We start from the raw sequence: 17060 nt of genomic DNA on the forward strand, positions 1-17060 counted from the left end.
GTTCCTCCTGGTCGATGCTGGATAGTGATACGACCAAGCAGGAGCCAGTCCCCCGAAAGCAGAGTTGTCTGCACTCAGTCGGGTTTTGGGCTGGCTTTTACATAGATGGTCACACGGGGATGGGTGTGTCATTTGACACAGGATGGATGGGGTAGAGCGGAGAGGTTGGGTTGTCTGGTTCTACCTGTAAGTGGTCCCTAATTCCGGAACTCTGAAGCCCCTGTCCGTATAGTAAGGGACAATTACAGGCCCCTTATCCCCATAGTGTGTAGTAAATGAGGCAGCAGAAGCTCCCCGAAACTCTTGTCCATATACTGTGTAGTAATTACGGGGTTCCTCTCCATATAGTGAGTTGCAATTCGAGAGGGGCAAAAATTCCACAATCCAGATTTAGATTTGCGGTCAGTACCGACAGCTACGTTTTCTGCAGCCGTTTCACGGTCGCAGGACTGATGCCCAATTGCTCCGCCGTCTTGGCAATACTCAACCCACTAGCACGCAGTTCCCGTACCTGTTCAGGAGTGGCGGCTGCTTTTGGTCTGCCCATGTGCTTGCCTGCAGCCTTCGCCGCTGCAATACCTTCGAGTTGCCGCTCCTTAATTAGCTCCCGCTCCATCTGAGCAACAGCAGCCAAGATACTCAGCACACCCTTCTGTGCCGCTGACATCGTGCCGCTGAACGTCAGTCCCTCCTTGTGGAAGACAATGCTGACGCCCTTGCTGGTCAACTCCTCAACGATACTCACAGCATCGCCAGCACCGGACCGGCATACACGGTCAAGACTGTGCACGTTCAGGGTGTCACCCTTTCGGCAGTGCCTAATAGCTGCCTGCAGCTCTGGACGGTCTTTCGTCTTGGCGCTGGTCTTTTCCTCGAACACTGTGTCGAGGTGCACACCGTCGAGCTGACGGGCTGTGTTCTGCTGTGCGGTACTGACTCGAATGTATCCTACTTGCTCTGACATACGGCTCTCTGATTTGGCTCTGCAATCGCCACCCTGTGGCTCAAAAGGTCTCTGAGCTTTCATTCTGCACTGGCTCATAACTAGGAACCAGACCTTTAGAGCTAGAGCGTGAGCTATGTGTCAAAAGATATACTTTTGAGCCAAAGCCTGAACTACCTTCCGAGCGTTGTTGAACGGCTGGATGTGCTTGTTTGTGGTTGGCTTAGTGTGGCTATAGCAGGACAGGATGCATATCAGAAGCACCATCTCAGGCATGCTGGAAGGGCTCCAATGGGAAAGGAGGGTAACGCACTGAACTGCCGGAAGGAATCGCTCTCAGGGCCGTGCAGGGAGGACTATGGGGGACATCTGGGCGCGGTGCTAACGTGATACCCCCACGGAATTCTAAGTCACTTTTTAGAGTTGTATGCTCAGACTTGGATGACACTCGATAGCGATGTAGCATGTTGAATCAGACACTTAGACAAGGAAGCGGTTAGAATCAATGTCCCAAGATAAGACCAATAAGCCACGGGTATTCATAGCATCTTCTAGCGAGGCGCTGCAGGAGGTTCGTGCGTTACATGCCAATCTGGAATACGACGCGGAGTTAACGAACTGGACGCACCTCTTTGATTTGTCTCAAACAGCCATCGAGACGCTGGAGACTTTACCTCAGCGCTTTGACTTTGGAATATTTTTGTTCACTCCCGATGACGTTGTGAAGTTCCGAGATACCGAAGTGAGCAAAGCTAGAGACAACGTGGTTTTCGAGCTTGGGCTTTTCATTGGGAGTCTTGGGCGCGAGCGATGTTTTATCGTACAACCTCGGGACAGTGATTTGCAGCTTCCATCAGACCTTGCAGGAATAACACCTGCGACATACAACCCCGACCGAAGTGATGAACTGGAGTCTGAGTTATTTACCGTCTGTGGCAAGCTGGCTAAAGCCATGGCAAAGACCCAGAAGACACGACCGAAGCGTCAGCTCAAGGTGCCGAACTTAACTTTTGAGTACATAGAAAGCGAGGTTAGTGACCTTGAACATTTAGTTTTGGGGGAACTGCTCACCTCACTCACTGAAGACTGTCCCAAGTCTGCATGGGAAATCACTCGGGCGCTTTGCGGCAATGGTCGTCAGGTTCAAGGTTTTAATCCGAACCCGGCACGGTCAAAACAGTACAACGAACCAGCGGTTCACCTAGCACTGCTTACGTTATGCAACCTCAACCTTGTATCAAAGAAGTGGCATGAAGACATGCAAGGTAACGAGTACCTGGGTTTCTTCCTGACAGAGCAGGGGACTGATTACATTCTCGCGAACAAGGCGAAAATTGAGTCCCTGCTGTGTGAAGATGATTGGGCCTTCTAGAAAACGCGACCCGCTGCCAGCTTCCTCAAGTCGATGTTGGTAGCGGGTGGTTAGTACGGCAGCAACTGTATCTGTTCGCGCATCTGCTCAACCGTGCTGCGCTTCCGGTAAATCTTCTCTGTGGTTCCCGACTGCTCATGCCCAACGATGTCCTTGATGATGTCGGGGCGTGCGTCAGCACGGTACAGCTCGGTGATAAAGGTGTGCCGTAGGACGTGAAAGGTCTCGCCAATGGCATCGCGGTATTTATAACTGAACCAACGCACCACGACGTTCCGCTTGGAGTTCAAAGTCCGGCCTTGCACCTCCGGCCAGAGAGTACGCACCTGCGCATCTTTTCCTGAGAGTTTACTCTGTGCTGTGATAACGCCTTCGACGTACTCGATGAACTCCTGCTCAATCTGCGGCGGGATAGGGATAGTCCTTCGACTGGTCTCATTCTTGACCTGCTGCCCGTCACCGTCAGTGATGCGAATCGTTCGGGCCTGCAGGTCTACATCGTCAGTCCTGAGCTGCGCGATTTCACCAACCCTTGCCCCCGTGTACATGCCGAGCAAGGGGATGAACTTCTCGTGCCCTGTGTCGGCGTTGGCAGTGGCTTTCAGCAGGTTCAGTTCCCGCATATCCAGACTTTTGCGCTGCTTTCCTTTGGCGGCACGGATACGAAGACCATCCCATACGTTCTTGTCGGTGTAATCCTGATTGACCATCCAGCGCCAGAATGCACCCATGTTGCTCATCTGCTGGTTCACGGTGCTGGTGCCGAGTGTTTTATCTGGGTCAGCGTCAGCGATGATTTCTTTAATGGTCTTGCCGTACCGAATGGACTTTGACCATCCCTGCGGCAGCTGCTGCATTAGGCTCCGGTACTCTCTCGCCAACGCCTTATCAAACACGGTGTTGGCTTTCAGCGCAGAGAGAAACGTCTTCTCAAACCCAGAGAAGTGATTGTCTTGCTGCACCTGTCCGGTAGTGCTGACACGCCACCGGCCATGCTTGATGTTCTCCGCTCGATACTCTTTCCAGTGCTTGCGTATGTCTCTGACGGTTAGGCCATGCGGCTGCACAGGAGGCGGTACAGGCACAGGTTCAGCGGGGGCAGGGGATTGCTGTGCAATAGGCTCTGGTGTGCTCACGGGTGTGCTGAGTAGTCCAGATAGAACGTCCCCGGTTCCCAGTAAGTTTCGTTTCAGCCGTACGAGTTCACGAACGAAACAGGCACGGACAGCTTCTCGCATCTCCTGCGGTGTCTTGTCAGGCATGCCGAGCTTCACCTCGGTAACGATGTGTTCAAGCAAGTGCTTGATGTGCTGGGTCGGTTCAATACCGAACTTGCTTAAAGAAATGGCGAATACTATCCCATCAGACAGGTGCGCCTTGATGTAGTCCTTGCTGTTTCTGTGATAAAGTGCTGACAATTCTAAATACTCTACTGGTACAGTTCTGGTACAGCGCACTCCGAATGATTCTTAAATCATCTAAGTGCTTGAAAGGACTACAGTTTTTCGAACTCAAAGAACTAAGAGCGATATGTTAGACAGCAAATTCCTGCGCGCCGAGCTGGCGCAAACTGCCGAGCGTTTGGCCACCCGTGGCTTCATTCTCGATGTATCCCGCCTGACTGATCTGGAAGAGCGTCGTAAGTCGCTGCAGGTTGAAACCGAGCAATTGCAGGCGGAACGTAACAGTCGCTCCAAGTCCATCGGTAAGGCGAAGGCACAGGGCGAGGATATTGCCCCGCTGCTGGCGGAAGTGTCCGATCTGGGCGATAAGCTGGACGCCCAAAAGGCGGAGCTGGCAGCGTTGCTGGTCGAGCTGGATGACATTGCGGCCGGTATCCCGAACCTGCCTGATGAGTCGGTTCCTGTGGGCGCAGACGAAGACGAAAACGTTGAAGTTGCCGTTTGGGGCGAGCCAAAGTCGTATGACTTTGAAGTGAAAGATCATGTTGATCTGGGCGAAGGGGTCAACGGCATTGATTTCGCGATGGCGGCGAAGTTGTCTGGCGCCCGTTTCGTAGTCATGCGCGGTCAGATCGCGCGGATGCACCGTGCACTGGCGCAATTCATGCTCGATCTGCACACTACCGAGCACGGTTACAGCGAGATGTATGTGCCGTATCTGGTTAATCCAGATAGCTTGCGTGGTACCGGTCAGCTGCCAAAATTTGGCGAGGATCTGTTCCACACCCAGCCGCTGTCCGAAGACAGCGAGCGGGTGCTGTCCCTGATCCCGACGGCAGAAGTGCCGCTGACCAACTTTGCTCGCGATGAGATCATCGATGAGGCGGATATGCCGGTTAAAATGACCGCCCATACGCCGTGTTTCCGCTCAGAGGCGGGCTCCTCAGGTCGCGATACCCGTGGTTTGATCCGTCAGCACCAGTTCGATAAAGTTGAGTTGGTTCAGCTAGTTAAGCCTGAGGATTCGATGGCGGCGCTGGAAGAGTTGACCGGTCACGCCGAGAAGGTACTGCAGTTGTTAGAGCTGCCTTACCGCAAGGTGGTTCTGTGTACGGGTGACATGGGCTTTGGCGCCTGCAAAACCTATGATCTGGAAGTTTGGGTACCGAGCCAGAGCAAGTACCGCGAGATCTCTTCGTGCTCCAACATGGGGGATTTCCAAGCGCGCCGTATGAAGGCCCGCTTCCGTCGCCCTGGCAGCAAGAAGCCCGAGCTGCTGCATACCTTGAATGGTTCTGGTTTGGCTGTCGGCCGTACCTTGGTGGCCATCCTAGAGAACTATCAGCGTGCCGACGGTACCATTGAGATCCCGCAAGTGCTGCGCCCTTACATGGGCGGTCATAGCCAGATCGGGTAAGTTTGGCCTGATCGCGGTCGAAGGGTGTGATCTCCGGCCGTCGCGCCAAAACGCGAGATAGACGCTAAGTGCGATAAGAAGCTGGCTTTCGAGCTGGCTTTTTTGTGCGTATCGCAAAATACTGAGTTGAGTTATGTCCTCACACTATCCTTGTATTCTCAAGGTTTGCTTGCGCCTTAGTGTGGCTGAGCTAGCCTTTTGGGTAACGGATGTTTTTTGGGGATCTTCGACAAAATGCGCCAGGGACTGTGGCTCATTGTTCTGCTGCTGGGGCTAAATGGATGTGGCTCAATTCCAACAGAACAAACCGCTTTTACTTATCCCGCCTTGAACGGTGTGTGGCAATTTTCGCCGCTGGTGCACGATCCAACCGATCTGGCGCCCGTTCAGTCTCATTTTGATGCCAGTCATTGGCCGACGATCACGGTGCCTGGTAACTGGTATCCGCAAGGGTATGATCTCGCCGGCCGTCACTGGTACCGTCGCGCCTTTACCTTATCCCGCCTGCCAGACTCACCCAGTGAATTGGTGTTTGAGGGGGTGGATTACTCAGCACGGGTTTGGTTAAACGGCCATTTTCTCGGTCAGCATAGTGGATTCTTTGCGGCGTTTTCTTTCGAGGTATCGACCCAACTTCAACTCGGACAAAACTGGTTGGTGGTTGAAGTGGATAGTCCGTTGGAGCAGCAGGAGGATAAGGATTGGTCGTTGAATAAGCGGTTGATCAAAGGGGTGTTGAGTCACCATGATACTCGGCCCGGCGGCGCATGGAGTGAACGGGGGCAGGAGCAAAATACCGGCGGGATCTGGGGTGACGTCCGATTGCAGCCAAAGCCCCCCTTCGATGTGGCTGAGTTGCAGTGGCACAGTCAGGTTAATCAAAAGCAAACCCGGGCCAGCGTTGAGTTTGTCGTGGCTCAACCGATGAAGGCGCGGGGACAATGGCAGTTGGAGCTGATCTCTGGCTCGGATCGATCGGCTGTCGAGCGATACGTTTTCCCCGTGGTGACCAATGACGCCGGAGCACGGCTCTCCTTTTCGCTGCCATGGGCAGAACGTCGATTGTGGTGGCCACGTGAAATGGGCGAGGCGGCACTGTATGAGCTGTCGATCAGCTATGTCGAGGATGGTGTTCGAACCGAGGTGGCCCGCCGGCAGGTGGGCTTCCGAGAGATCTATTATGACGGCCAACGTGGTCAGTGGTTTATCAATCATCAACGGGTATTTTTACGCGGCACGAATTACATCCCAACCCTCTATCTGGCCAAAGCCAATGAGGCGCTGCTGGCCCATGATCTGGCGCTGATGGCACAGGCTAATGTCAATATCGTGCGCGTACATGCCATGGTGTTACCGCAACGGTTTTATCGGATGGCGGATCGCCTCGGCATGATGGTGTGGCAGGATTTTCCGCTGCAATGGGGCTATGTCGACGAGCCGAGCTTTACCCTGGAAGCCCAACGTCAGGCGAGGTTGCTCGTCAGCCAATTTGGTCATCACCCTTCCGTCGTCACTTGGTCTGGGCACAATGAACCGCCTTGGGATGCGGATTGGATGCAATATGTCTATTCGAATTATCAACCGGATCAAAACCGTGCACTGGACGAGCAGTTGTACCTGGCGTTTAAAACGGCGGATCCTAGCCGGCCTGTGTTCGCTGCCTCGTTGACCAAGGAACACCCCTGGCTTGGCTGGTATAGCGGGAGCTGGCAGGACTATGGTAAGCCGGCAAAGCAGGCGCTTATTACCGAGTACGGGGCGCAGGCATTGCCCGATCTGCCCGTGTGGGCGGGGGTGGTGGAGCTGACGGACGATCTGAGTTTGCCGGATGACTGGAGCCAATGGGAGTTTCATAACTTTCAGCGTAAGGAAACATTTGAGCTTGCTGGTGTTTCGGCCGGCAAGAATGTTGCGGAGCTGATTGATAACTCGCAAAAATACCAAGCTCGATTGATCCGCTACGCAGCGGAAAGCTTGCGACGGCAAAAATACCAACCGGTCGGTGCGATATTCCAGTTTATGTTAGTCGAGCATTGGCCTTCGGCGAATTGGGGGGTGTTGGATCATCGGCGCAACCCCAAACCTGGATATGAAGCGTTACAGACCGCGTACCAACCTGTGATGCCAAGCATCATGCACGAACAAGCCAGTTTTGCGCCCGAGCAATGGATTGAGCTGCCCGTGTATTTGCTCAATGATCTGCACCAAGACTACCTTGACGCTCGGTTAACGTTGCAGCTCTATCAAGGTGAAGACTTGGTGGCGCATCAGGAGCAGCGGGTCGATCTCATGGCCGACACCGTGCAGCAACTTGCCGACTTTGCCCCAGAGTCATTGCCAGCAGGACGTTATCAATTGCGGGCCGATCTCTACAGCGCGCAGCAGCGGCTACTTGGATATTCAAAATTTGAGTTTGAGGTGACACCATGAGACAGAAGTACGTTGTTTTATTGGCCTTGTTAGGCTTCGGTGCGGTTGCCGCCGATCCTCCGCCACCGGCGGTTGAGGGGAAGATCGCCGTGAATCAAGCTGGATACGTGCCTGGGGCCCACAATCGATTCTATCCGGAGCATGCTGGCACCATCCGTCTAGAGCGCGCAGATACTCAGGCAGTGGTGGCTGAGTTTCAGATCGATGAACCGGCCCTTGGTGATGAACTGCCAAATGCTCTAGAGCCGGGTTGGTATCGGTTGATCGGGGAGGGGCAGCAGTCGGTTCCTTTCCCTGTCGCGCAGCAGGTGCTGACGAAAACCATTGCAACCTTATTGCGGGCCTATCGCTTTCAACATGCGGGTGTGGCGCTGCACGATCCTTATACTGGGTTGATGCGACCGGCAGCCCATTTGCAAGACGGTGTATTGGCGCATGAAGATGAGATCAATCCACAAGGAACCGTCATCGACGGCCGGGGCGGGTGGTACGACGCGGGGGATTTTGGCAAATACGTTGCGACGACGGCGATCACCGCGGCACGGCTGATGGATGCCTCATCCGATCTGGAGTTGGCGGGTTACAGCACGGGTGATGCTGCGATGCCGGAGATGTTGTCAGAGGCACTGATCGGTTTGGACTGGCTTGGCCGGATGCAGCGCAGCGACGGGGCATTTTATCGCAAGATCGGTGGGGTAGCTTGGCCTCCGTTAGTTTCGCCTCATGAAGATACGCAGACGCGATTTGTTTATGGGATCTCGACGCCAGACAGTGCCAAGGCGGTCGCGGCATTGGCCCAGGCCAGTCGAGTATTCAAATTACGGGATCCTCTGCGGTCTGAGCGGTATTTGGCGCAGGCACAATTGGGCTGGCAGTGGCTTGAGCTACAGCCAGAGCAGATAATCGAGTGGCACGAAGGCGATGACGGCGGCTCAGGCCCCTATATGTATAACCAGTGGGACACCCAATCGAGCTTAGAGCATGATCGTGATGACCGCTTTTGGGCTGCGGTTGAACTGTACCTGTCGACGAAGCAGTCGAATTATCTGGACTATGCCAAGCGCAATTTGCCACAGCAGATCGCGATCTTTGAATGGAAGGATCCTTCGGTGCTTGGTTTATGGCACCTCCAGCAAAGTGGCGTGGAGCCGACCTTGTCGGCGTCGATCCGGCAGCAATTTTTGTCCCATTGTGATGGCTTAATGAAGTTGGGTGCCCAAGCTCCTTTTCAAATCAGTAATCAACGCTTTATCTGGGGCTCGAATAAGATGGTCGCAGAAGAGGGGGTGCTGTTTAGCTATTGTTATCGTCTAAACAGTGATCCTAACTACCTTGCGATGGCGTGGTCGCAGTGGCACTACTTGTTTGGTGCGAATCCGTTTGCGCAAAGCTATGTCACGGGCGTCGGGATCAAGCCGGTAAGGCAACTGCATCATATCTGGGGAAGGGCTGTGGGTGTCGTTCCACCCGGCATGATGGTCGGCGGTCCGAATCAGGACTCACAAGCCGGATTTGCGCCCAAAGGCGAAGGCATGCATAGCTATATCGACGATGCCCGAGATTACGCGGTGAATGAGTTTGCTATTGACTACAACGCCTCGGCATTGGGTCTCGCGAGCTTGTTGTATGGCACACAATACCAGCGTCACGCGGCAAAATGATCCTCCCACTGTTCGTTTCCGGTTTGTTGTGGGGGCTACCGTTAGAGCCGATAGCCGTGGGCAGGCAGGCTTGGGAACAGGGAAGGGTAACAGACGCTGCCGAGATTTGGATAAGCGCGGCCGGGCAGGGCGAGTCCGATGCCGTGCTCTTAACGGCACTGGCCGCCATTGCGTGCGATCAAGAGGGGAGGCCTTGCGCTCAGGGCTATTGGCTCGAGGTGAAGACAGAGATCAGTGCGCTGGGTGTCACTTGGCCAAGTTTTCGTCACCACCTGCACCAAACGTATGTCAGTCAGCAGCGTTGGTTGAACAATACTGGGAGTGGGCTAAGTCGCTCTGAGCGTCTCGCATGGGATCACATGCAGTGGATGGTGACTGAACTGGAGTTACTTCAGTTTGATGGACTTCATGAGGGCACCATCGAGGGCAGCGAGGCCGTCAAGGCTGATGATCGGCACACGTATCCCAGGTTTTACCCCGTGCTCGGTGGCTCTTGATGCGCCGATGTTACGGCGAGGGGCACCCTCCGAGTCTGTCACATCGTCGTGGCGTGCAAAATTCGCTTCGAGGCTGGGCCGCGAGGGAGGCTGAGCGTTGATTGCGCAGGTTTCCCCAAAGCTCATCACGTGCATTGGTTGTGACGTGGGGTTTCGCGTCACAACAGCATTCGCTGCACTGATGTGCACCAAAAGGCATGTGTTGACAGCCAGATAAGATTAAGACGATGGATAACGACAATCCTTTGCCGAGGTGGGTCATAACGGTTTCTCCCTCTGCACCGTAATTCGATTATAGACAAGGAGATCACAATGCAACGCAGGAAATGGCCATCGTTGAAAATATTATTTGCCGGTATGCCACGTCGTGTGATGGCAAGGGTCATGATGATGGCGGTGATCAGCATGTTTGGCTCGGGCGTGCTGTTTTTCTTGTTCTATGATCAATTGTTGGCCCAATTGGCTGAGCTACTGGCTTATCAACTGCTCCCTTCTGAAATGGCTATCGTTTCAGAACACTTACCATCTCTTCAAGCGGCGATGGTGGATTGGCTCGTAATCTTTATTGGTTTACAGCTGTTCATCTCTGGATTTGGCGGTTGGTGGCTGTGCCATAAGTTGGCTGGCCCGGTGTTGTCGATACGGCAGGCGTTAGAGCGGCTTGCCGCTGGCGATCTTGCGGCAGAAGTGACGCTGCGCGATGGTGATGAGATGATCGAGGTAGCGGAGGCAATTAATGATTGTACGGCTCGGATCCAGATCATGGTGATGGGGATGAAAGAGAATATTGCCGTATTGAAGCAGTCCGAACTCACGACTTACAATGCAGAGTTTCAATTGCGAATGGAGATGGTTGAACAGAATCTGGCTTGGTTTGAGACCGTCAATTATGAATTGGCTGACGAAGTCTCTTAGTCTTTGCTGCTTGGTCTTCGTGTCGATGACTCTTAATGCCATGTCATCAGAGCAGCTTGTTCAGAAGCAATACTTGGGTCTTTTAAATGACGCTGAGCGCCAGCAGGTGATCACGCGTCAAGACCAAGGCGACAACTGGCTTTTGCTCGCTGCGTTGGTGGCGGTCGATGAGCATCGTTGGGCACAGGGGATTGAGCTATTGCGACAATACCTGTCCCAGAATCCGTTTAGTGTACATCGGCTAAGGGCGCGGGCATTGCTGACCCAGATCCAAGCCTTTCAACAGGATCCTGCCCTAGGGGACTTTCTGCTGCTATTGCAGATGAGGCAGCGAGATCAAGTCGATTTAATGTACCACGCCATAGGGCGGATGCAGGCCAGTTACCCCCATTCGGTGTTGACAGAGAAAGCCCAGTTAGTGGCTGCTCATGCTGCGTTGGAACTGGAAAATAATCTTCCGGTTGCGATAGAGCGCTATCGGTCGTTAACCGAGCGCGCGAAGGAGGACGAACATAGGTTTGCCGCCTATTTGGGATTAGTGATGAGCTACCATCGTCAAGGGAGACTGGGTGAAGCAATGCAGGTCGCCGAGCAGTTCGAGGCACAACTGGAGCCGGGGTGGTTTGGTGGCGATGATCTGCAACGACGCGTTTGGCGGCAACGCCTGCAGTCGGCGACGGCGCTATTGAACCAAGAAGCGCCGGTGAAGCGGCCCATGATCTGGGGCACTGGCGCTCGACTTGACGTCGATTTGCCTGTCGGTAGTGGGCAAAACTACCAACCTTTGTGGCGGCATGCTCCGGTGCAGGCCGGTGTCCTGCAGGGAGTGACATTATGGATCACCCGGCATTCGGATTGGCGATGGTTACAGCCTGATCTGTTAAAGCTTGCCGTGCAAAAAGGCTACACACCCATGATCTCGCTTTGGTACTTCGGAGATGAGATCAGCCCCGAGTTTGTCACTGAACACTGGGATGCGTATCGAACGATGATAAGGCAACGGTTGATCCCATTGTTAAAAGATCTTCCCGAAGCCTATCTCTTACTCGAGCCTGAGTTTAATAAAAATGGCATAGAGCGTTGGCCTGAGTGGGGACGCCGGATGTCAGAAGTGATCGGTGAGATAAAGCGGGCTTTACCTGGAATAAAGGTTGGGATGGTACTGGGCGACTGGGATCCCATTGGGCAGTTCGCCAGCTATGAATCTGCGGCACCCGCAATAGAAGCCAGTGATTTTGTGGGGACCATGTTGATGATTGCCGGTTATACCGAGGCCATTCATTTTGATGCCGACTGGTCACCTTGGATCCGCGCGCAGCGTCTGGCTTTACAATTGCGACAGCGATTCAATAAGCCTTGGATGTTGGCCTATGTGGCGATCGCTTCCGAGCCGCAATGGCAGCGTAGGCAAGCGTTAGAGCTTGAAAAGTTAGAGCAATATTTACCTGCGCTTAAGCAGTATGGGTTATTTGCAATTAATTGGTTCTCCTTGGTGGATGATCCTGGCCAGCAGGGGTGGTTTGCCGATGCAGAACAAAGTTTCGGTTTACTAGATCGAAACTTTGAGCCTAAGCCCGCCGCACAAACTTGGCATCGACTTGCTTCTACGGATCCCAACGTAGTACCAGAGCTCATCCAGTGGCGGTTTGAACCAACGGCGCAAGGTATCGCCATTTCGGCACAATTGAGTCACAGAACGCGCTGGCAACTGACGCTCACTGATGGGCTGAGGGAGTGGCAATACCAGGGAGCAGCAACGCATATTGATCTGAACTGGAATGGCTATGGGCCGCAGGGGCAGCGTCCTATCGCAGTTAGCTTTACCTGGTCGTCCGGCCGGCGGGATGAGGTGACCGAATGGGTGTTTCAGCCTTCTCAAGGTCAGCAGGTTCTCAGCCAGTCAAAGGTGTTGCGGCAGTGGCAATCCACTTTGTTTGATTTGCCATCAAGACCAGCTGATCTTGCCGTGGTGCAATTGTATTTGTCCGAGCTGGAGCCGATTGATGACCAATTATTTGTTGGCTTACAGGATGCTGGCGGCGCAACAAGAATGGTACGGGCTGCCCCTTATTTGCAACGGGTTGCAGGCGGTTACGTGTTGGAGCTGCCCATTTCGGATCTGGCGCCCGGTTGGCGCCGATATCAATCGGGTGCCGGTTTTGAGTGGCGCTCAGAGCCCAAAGGGCGGGTGACGTTGAACCTACAGAACCAATCAAGTCATCCGGTTAGATTCCGTGCGGATAAGTTGATTTGGTATTAGGCGTATTAAGGCAGCTGAATGGGGTGACATTTGCCAGGAAGTTCAAATTCGTTAGCGCGCACCACTTCAAGTCGCGCACTGGAATATGGAGCCCCTAATAACTTGCCTTGTTGTTTGTATAGTAACGCCTTTAAGACCGTGGCATTGGTCGGCAAGGAGAGCGCCATTTCATAACCAGCACTTTGTTCGAATCGCCCTTCAAACCAACCTTTCTCAGGGTCATGCAGTGGTGAGATTAAGGACATTAATTCATCCGTATACTCGGTGTCCCACAAAGCCCACATGAGAAAGGCAGCCTTGACTGATAACAACGCCTTATTGTCATAAAAATCACCTTCATCAGTTTGAGATGCAAACAAGCTGCCCTGAGCCCAGATCGCGTCGTAGAGAAACCAAGGTGATCCGCTAAGAATGTGCTCAGCCCTTGCGGTATGGATAGCGTCTTGGCGCCAGCGCGCTTCTTGGATCCGGTATAACTGTTCGCTTTGTCGGGCTAAATCTAAGCGTGTGTGCGTCTTATCGCCTGAACTTACATCATCCCAACGATCCCAATTAAACTCGAGGCCCATATCAAAGAATGGCGTACTGACAAGCGGGTTTGGTACACCGTCAACGCGAGGATCACGGCCATCGACCAGCACTGGCATGCCATAGATATAAAAGACTTGATAAGGCTCCAAGACGTCCGCTTTCATAGGGTTAAACCCCCAGAGAGAGTAGCCATAGGCGGCGTACTCCTCGTAGCCTAGCCGACCATCCTGGGTTATCTGTATTGTATTATCTTGGCGATATCCACTTTGGATCTCGCCATCGGGGGTAAGCAAAGCGCAGAAGTCCCACCGTAGCAGGGCCTTGTCGATATACTCTCCATAGGGTGGGTAATAGCGTTTAAAAACATTTAGCCAAATAAGCAGTCGGCCCACTTCAAGACCGGACCAGCCGATCTCACCCGGCTCATTGGCATAATTCACCATGTCTGTGGTTTGGGTATGGTAAACCCGATTGGGTACCCGGTTATCAAAAAGGTCCATGGTGTTGAGAAAGTGCAGGACAGCTGAGAGTCGGCCATCAAACGCTAAGTGGTCCACCAAGCCGAGCTGATAGGCGACATGTAGGCTTGCCAGATATTCTGCGACGTTGCCCATAGTGGCAGTGGGGTAACCGTTGACCCCACCGACCAATCCGGTTTTCGGATCGGTGTTTTGGTCAATGTATTGCCATGCAATCGAGGCCCATTCGAGCTCCTCTTCGGTCAAGGCGCCATGACGTCCTTGCCAAAACCAGGAGCCGTTGGCAACTTTGTCGTAAGCCTGAGTCGCGCCATCGGAGATAAGCCCGCAGCCGCTGAGAGTTAGGCTAGCGACAAGTGCTGCAATTGTGGCGTGACGGTAAGCACTGTTGAAGATGTGGGCTGAACTCATCATTAAGCACCGCTTCCCAGCGGCTGGGTGGACGCCAAGGATGCTCGACAGCTAACTCACCCTGAACCTTATAGAGTAAGGAAGCCATCATGATCCCGTTATTATTAGAGGTATAGGTTTCTATTAACCCAGTACCGTTTTCATAGATCCCTTCATAAAAACCTTTTTCCGGGTTGTAGAGATCGGCAATGTGTTCAAACACAATATCTGTATAAGGTGTGTCCCACAAGACCCACATCCCCAAGGCACCCTTTAACGCCACTGCCGCATACTGTGGCAGGTACTCTCCTTTTTCAGAGATGGTGTTCCACGCATAGCCATCGGTATATATGGTGTCGTATACAAAGTAGGGCGCCTTGTCCAACTGATGCTCGGTGCGCGCGGTAATGATCCCTGTATCCATATAGCGAGCTTCTTGCACGGCGTAGATCCGTTGAGCGAAGTCCGCTACCCATTTTTGACTAAAATCCGTATCTTCAGAGGATGTATCCCATGGTTGATCCCAGCCAAACTCGATACCGTCAAGCACATAGCTCTCCGTAACGACATAGCTGTGTGCCACTAACTTACGGGGATCTCGGCTGTCGTAAGGGATGTCATACCCATACATGTTGATGACATCGTACGGCTCTGGTTTGGAGGCGCGTTCAGTGTGAAACCCCCAGAGTTGAAATCCTTTGGCGGCATACTCTTCGTAGCCTAACCGGCCTTCTTGCAGGTATTCTGTCGGTTCGCCAGGTCCGGCAAGGGCACCGAACATGGTGCCAAATTCGTCAACTACATGGCAAAAATTCCAGCGCAAGATCCCAGCATCAATGCCAGGCGCATGCTCAGGGTAGCGCTCTTTGATGATCCAAAGCCAAGTTAGGAAGCGGCCGATGTCGAGTGCTGAATAGCCGATCTCACCGGGTTGGTTTGCATAGTTTACCTTTGCTGCGGTAACCGTGTTGTATGCTTTATTCGGTACTTCGCCTCGATACAGATCCATGGTATTAAGGGTTTTGATAAATCGCACCATGCGTTCGTCGAACGTTTGTTTCTGAATGATCCCCAACTCACGGGCTGTAACCATACCGGCCAAATAGGATGCGGTATCCCATAGTGTGGTGGAAGGGTAGCCATCAACCGCATTCACCAGCCCGGTTGTCGGTTGGTAATTGTTCTCAAAATAGGTCCATGCTGTGCGAGCCATGTTCATCTCTCGCTCAGTCAAAGCTCCTCGCCGCGGTTGTGGTACCTCTACATGTGGTGGTATCGGCGCTTGGCGTTTGACACCATAACCATCACCGACCTCTACGTCCGGCAGATCAGCGCTAGGCGTGCTGATGGTAGAGCAGCTGGTCAGCCAAGCGACACAAGACAGGCTAATCAGAGTGCGCTGCATTATAACGATTCCTTCTGAGCCAAACGAACGGGATCTGACTGAGTGCCCGCACGAAGTAGTGGACCTTGTTCAATGTAAAGCAGGGACTCAAGAATGATGCCATTGGTATTGGCTGTCAGCGCCTTGTTGGTCTCATTCAGAGTTTCATAAAAACCGGAATACCAGCCTTTTTCTGGGTTAAATAAGGTACTGGCTTTGTCCATTAGCTTAAGGCTGTATGGGTCTCGGTAGAGTGCGTACCAGCCAAATGCAGCCTTGGTCGACAAGGTTCTGAATTCGGAGGCATCTTCGCCACTATCACTGATGGCATTCCAAGCTTTGCCATCGGCAAATACGGTGTTGTAGACAAAGTAGGGCGCTCTATCAATGTTGTCTTCACTGACGGCAGTGAGTGTTCCGGTACGGTCGTAACGCGATTTTTGGGCAGAATAGACCCGCCATGCGAATTCATGCGAGATCTTGTCCCAGCCAAACTCCAAGCCATCGAGAATATAGCTTTCACTCACCACGTAATTATGCGCTTTAAACCGTTTGGGATCTCGGCTGTCAGTGGGAACCTCGACACCTTCAATCTCCTTTAAGATCAAAAAGTCGGTGTAACGAAGTGCTTGCGCAACATCTTTACCCATTAGGTTCAGTGACTTCCCGGCGTACTCCTCGTACCCGATCCGGCCTTCCTGGACGTACAGGGTTTGCTCTTGCTCGACCGTGGCCCCATACAGCAGTGATTCTTGCAGCATGGGGTCAAGATCCCAACGGGACAATACACGGTTGACCTGATGGGTATAGGTGGGGTACTCCCAAACGAGAATGTTGAACGGTACCAGCAATCTGCCGATATCGATCGCCGACCAGCCTATCCCCCTTTCATTCGGCGTATTGTCGTAATTCACCATCGCAAGGCTGCGTGTGTCATACGCCTTATTGGGGAGTTGTTCATCAAAAAGAGGAAGTTGTGCCAGGCTAGCTAAAGCTGCCGACATTCTTTGGTTAAATTCGGTCTCATTAATGATGTCGAGCTTAGATGCAGCGATCAGCGCCATGAGATAAGACGAGGTATCCCACAATGTGGTTGACGGGTAGTCATTGACCGAATTGACGAGTCCGCTTGGCTGCGTGTTGTTCTCAAAATACTGCCATGCGGTCAATGCCCATTGTCGTTCTGCTTGGTTTAATGGCCTAGGTTCGTTACTCGGTATATCTGGGCTGTAGATCAAGTGTGTTACCAGATCATCGCGAAACTCTTGCTGCTCGATCGTGAAGACAAAACCGAAAGCGACAGTAAGCCCCAGCAAAAAGACAAAATGGTGACGTGCATGGAGCAGATTTTTTCGAAAAGACATCCGTGTCACTCCTG

Annotated in this window: 12 protein-coding genes; 7 read left to right on the forward strand and 5 right to left on the reverse strand. The window is 53.0% G+C overall.

The genetic code is table 11. The annotated features are described in order from the left end of the window. Positions 1-415: 415 nt before the first annotated feature. On the reverse strand, positions 416-964 hold the full coding sequence (locus ABEA08_RS21840) for a recombinase family protein (RefSeq protein ID WP_345337571.1): 549 nt from the start codon (positions 962-964) through the stop codon (positions 416-418). 484 nt (positions 965-1448) lie between these two features. Here ABEA08_RS21840 and ABEA08_RS21845 point away from each other — a divergent pair, with 484 nt between their 5' ends. Continuing rightward, the gene (locus ABEA08_RS21845) at positions 1449-2315 is read left to right on the forward strand and encodes a TIR domain-containing protein (protein WP_345337572.1); all 867 of its coding nucleotides are present in this window, start codon (positions 1449-1451) and stop codon (positions 2313-2315) included. A 50-nt stretch (positions 2316-2365) separates the two neighbouring features. Here ABEA08_RS21845 and ABEA08_RS21850 read toward each other — a convergent pair whose 3' ends face one another. Then, positions 2366-3733, reverse strand: coding sequence for a tyrosine-type recombinase/integrase (locus ABEA08_RS21850; RefSeq protein ID WP_345337573.1), 1368 nt, complete (start codon positions 3731-3733; stop codon positions 2366-2368). 112 nt (positions 3734-3845) lie between these two features. On the opposite strand from ABEA08_RS21850, the gene serS reads away from it, so the two are divergent. The 6 genes from serS (at position 3846) to ABEA08_RS21880 (ending at position 12898) form a co-directional block, all read left to right on the forward strand. Then, positions 3846-5135: a serine--tRNA ligase gene (serS, locus tag ABEA08_RS21855; RefSeq protein ID WP_345337574.1), complete on the forward strand. Its 1290-nt coding sequence runs from the start codon at positions 3846-3848 to the stop codon at positions 5133-5135. A 336-nt stretch (positions 5136-5471) separates the two neighbouring features. Continuing rightward, positions 5472-7565 carry a glycoside hydrolase family 2 protein gene (locus ABEA08_RS21860; protein WP_345337575.1) on the forward strand — a complete coding sequence of 698 codons (2094 nt, stop codon included), beginning with the start codon at positions 5472-5474 and terminating at the stop codon, positions 7563-7565. After that, complete coding sequence (locus tag ABEA08_RS21865) at positions 7562-9226, forward strand: glycoside hydrolase family 9 protein (protein ID WP_345337576.1); 1665 nt, start codon at positions 7562-7564, stop codon at positions 9224-9226. The genes ABEA08_RS21860 and ABEA08_RS21865 overlap by 4 nt, the downstream gene beginning before the upstream one ends. Next, complete coding sequence (locus ABEA08_RS21870) at positions 9223-9723, forward strand: hypothetical protein (RefSeq protein WP_345337577.1); 501 nt, start codon at positions 9223-9225, stop codon at positions 9721-9723. The genes ABEA08_RS21865 and ABEA08_RS21870 overlap by 4 nt, the downstream gene beginning before the upstream one ends. Before the next feature lie 312 nt (positions 9724-10035). Next, positions 10036-10638 carry a HAMP domain-containing protein gene (locus tag ABEA08_RS21875; RefSeq protein WP_345337578.1) on the forward strand — a complete coding sequence of 201 codons (603 nt, stop codon included), beginning with the start codon at positions 10036-10038 and terminating at the stop codon, positions 10636-10638. Beyond that, entirely contained in the window at positions 10613-12898 is a 2286-nt protein-coding gene (locus ABEA08_RS21880) for a tetratricopeptide repeat protein (RefSeq protein WP_345337579.1), read from the forward strand. Before ABEA08_RS21875 ends, ABEA08_RS21880 begins: the two co-directional genes overlap by 26 nt. Positions 12899-12903: 5 nt before the next feature. On the opposite strand, the gene ABEA08_RS21885 is transcribed toward ABEA08_RS21880, so the two are convergent. From ABEA08_RS21885 to ABEA08_RS21895, 3 genes are read right to left on the reverse strand one after another with little or no spacing between them, the layout of a single operon-like run. Then, on the reverse strand, positions 12904-14322 hold the full coding sequence (locus ABEA08_RS21885; protein WP_345337580.1) for a DUF3131 domain-containing protein: 1419 nt from the start codon (positions 14320-14322) through the stop codon (positions 12904-12906). After that, the gene (locus ABEA08_RS21890) at positions 14255-15703 is read right to left on the reverse strand and encodes a DUF3131 domain-containing protein (RefSeq protein ID WP_345337581.1); all 1449 of its coding nucleotides are present in this window, start codon (positions 15701-15703) and stop codon (positions 14255-14257) included. Before ABEA08_RS21890 ends, ABEA08_RS21885 begins: the two co-directional genes overlap by 68 nt. Continuing rightward, complete coding sequence (locus ABEA08_RS21895; protein ID WP_345337582.1) at positions 15703-17046, reverse strand: DUF3131 domain-containing protein; 1344 nt, start codon at positions 17044-17046, stop codon at positions 15703-15705. The genes ABEA08_RS21890 and ABEA08_RS21895 overlap by 1 nt, the downstream gene beginning before the upstream one ends. Between the last annotated feature and the right edge of the window lie 14 nt (positions 17047-17060).

Source organism: Ferrimonas pelagia (assembly GCF_039543565.1).
In the GTDB taxonomy this organism is placed as follows: domain Bacteria; phylum Pseudomonadota; class Gammaproteobacteria; order Enterobacterales; family Shewanellaceae; genus Ferrimonas; species Ferrimonas pelagia.

What these genes read in the sequence shown, in the direction of transcription:
- ABEA08_RS21840 (WP_345337571.1), bottom strand. Translation starts at nt 964, where the DNA reads ATGTCAGAGCAAGTAGGATACATTCGAGTCAGTACCGCACAGCAGAAC.
- ABEA08_RS21845 (WP_345337572.1), top strand. Translation starts at nt 1,449, where the DNA reads ATGTCCCAAGATAAGACCAATAAGCCACGGGTATTCATAGCATCTTCT.
- serS (WP_345337574.1), top strand. Translation starts at nt 3,846, where the DNA reads ATGTTAGACAGCAAATTCCTGCGCGCCGAGCTGGCGCAAACTGCCGAG.
- ABEA08_RS21865 (WP_345337576.1), top strand. Translation starts at nt 7,562, where the DNA reads ATGAGACAGAAGTACGTTGTTTTATTGGCCTTGTTAGGCTTCGGTGCG.
- ABEA08_RS21870 (WP_345337577.1), top strand. Translation starts at nt 9,223, where the DNA reads ATGATCCTCCCACTGTTCGTTTCCGGTTTGTTGTGGGGGCTACCGTTA.
- ABEA08_RS21875 (WP_345337578.1), top strand. Translation starts at nt 10,036, where the DNA reads ATGCAACGCAGGAAATGGCCATCGTTGAAAATATTATTTGCCGGTATG.
- ABEA08_RS21880 (WP_345337579.1), top strand. Translation starts at nt 10,613, where the DNA reads ATGAATTGGCTGACGAAGTCTCTTAGTCTTTGCTGCTTGGTCTTCGTG.
- ABEA08_RS21885 (WP_345337580.1), bottom strand. Translation starts at nt 14,322, where the DNA reads ATGATGAGTTCAGCCCACATCTTCAACAGTGCTTACCGTCACGCCACA.
- ABEA08_RS21890 (WP_345337581.1), bottom strand. Translation starts at nt 15,703, where the DNA reads ATGCAGCGCACTCTGATTAGCCTGTCTTGTGTCGCTTGGCTGACCAGC.
- ABEA08_RS21895 (WP_345337582.1), bottom strand. Translation starts at nt 17,046, where the DNA reads ATGTCTTTTCGAAAAAATCTGCTCCATGCACGTCACCATTTTGTCTTT.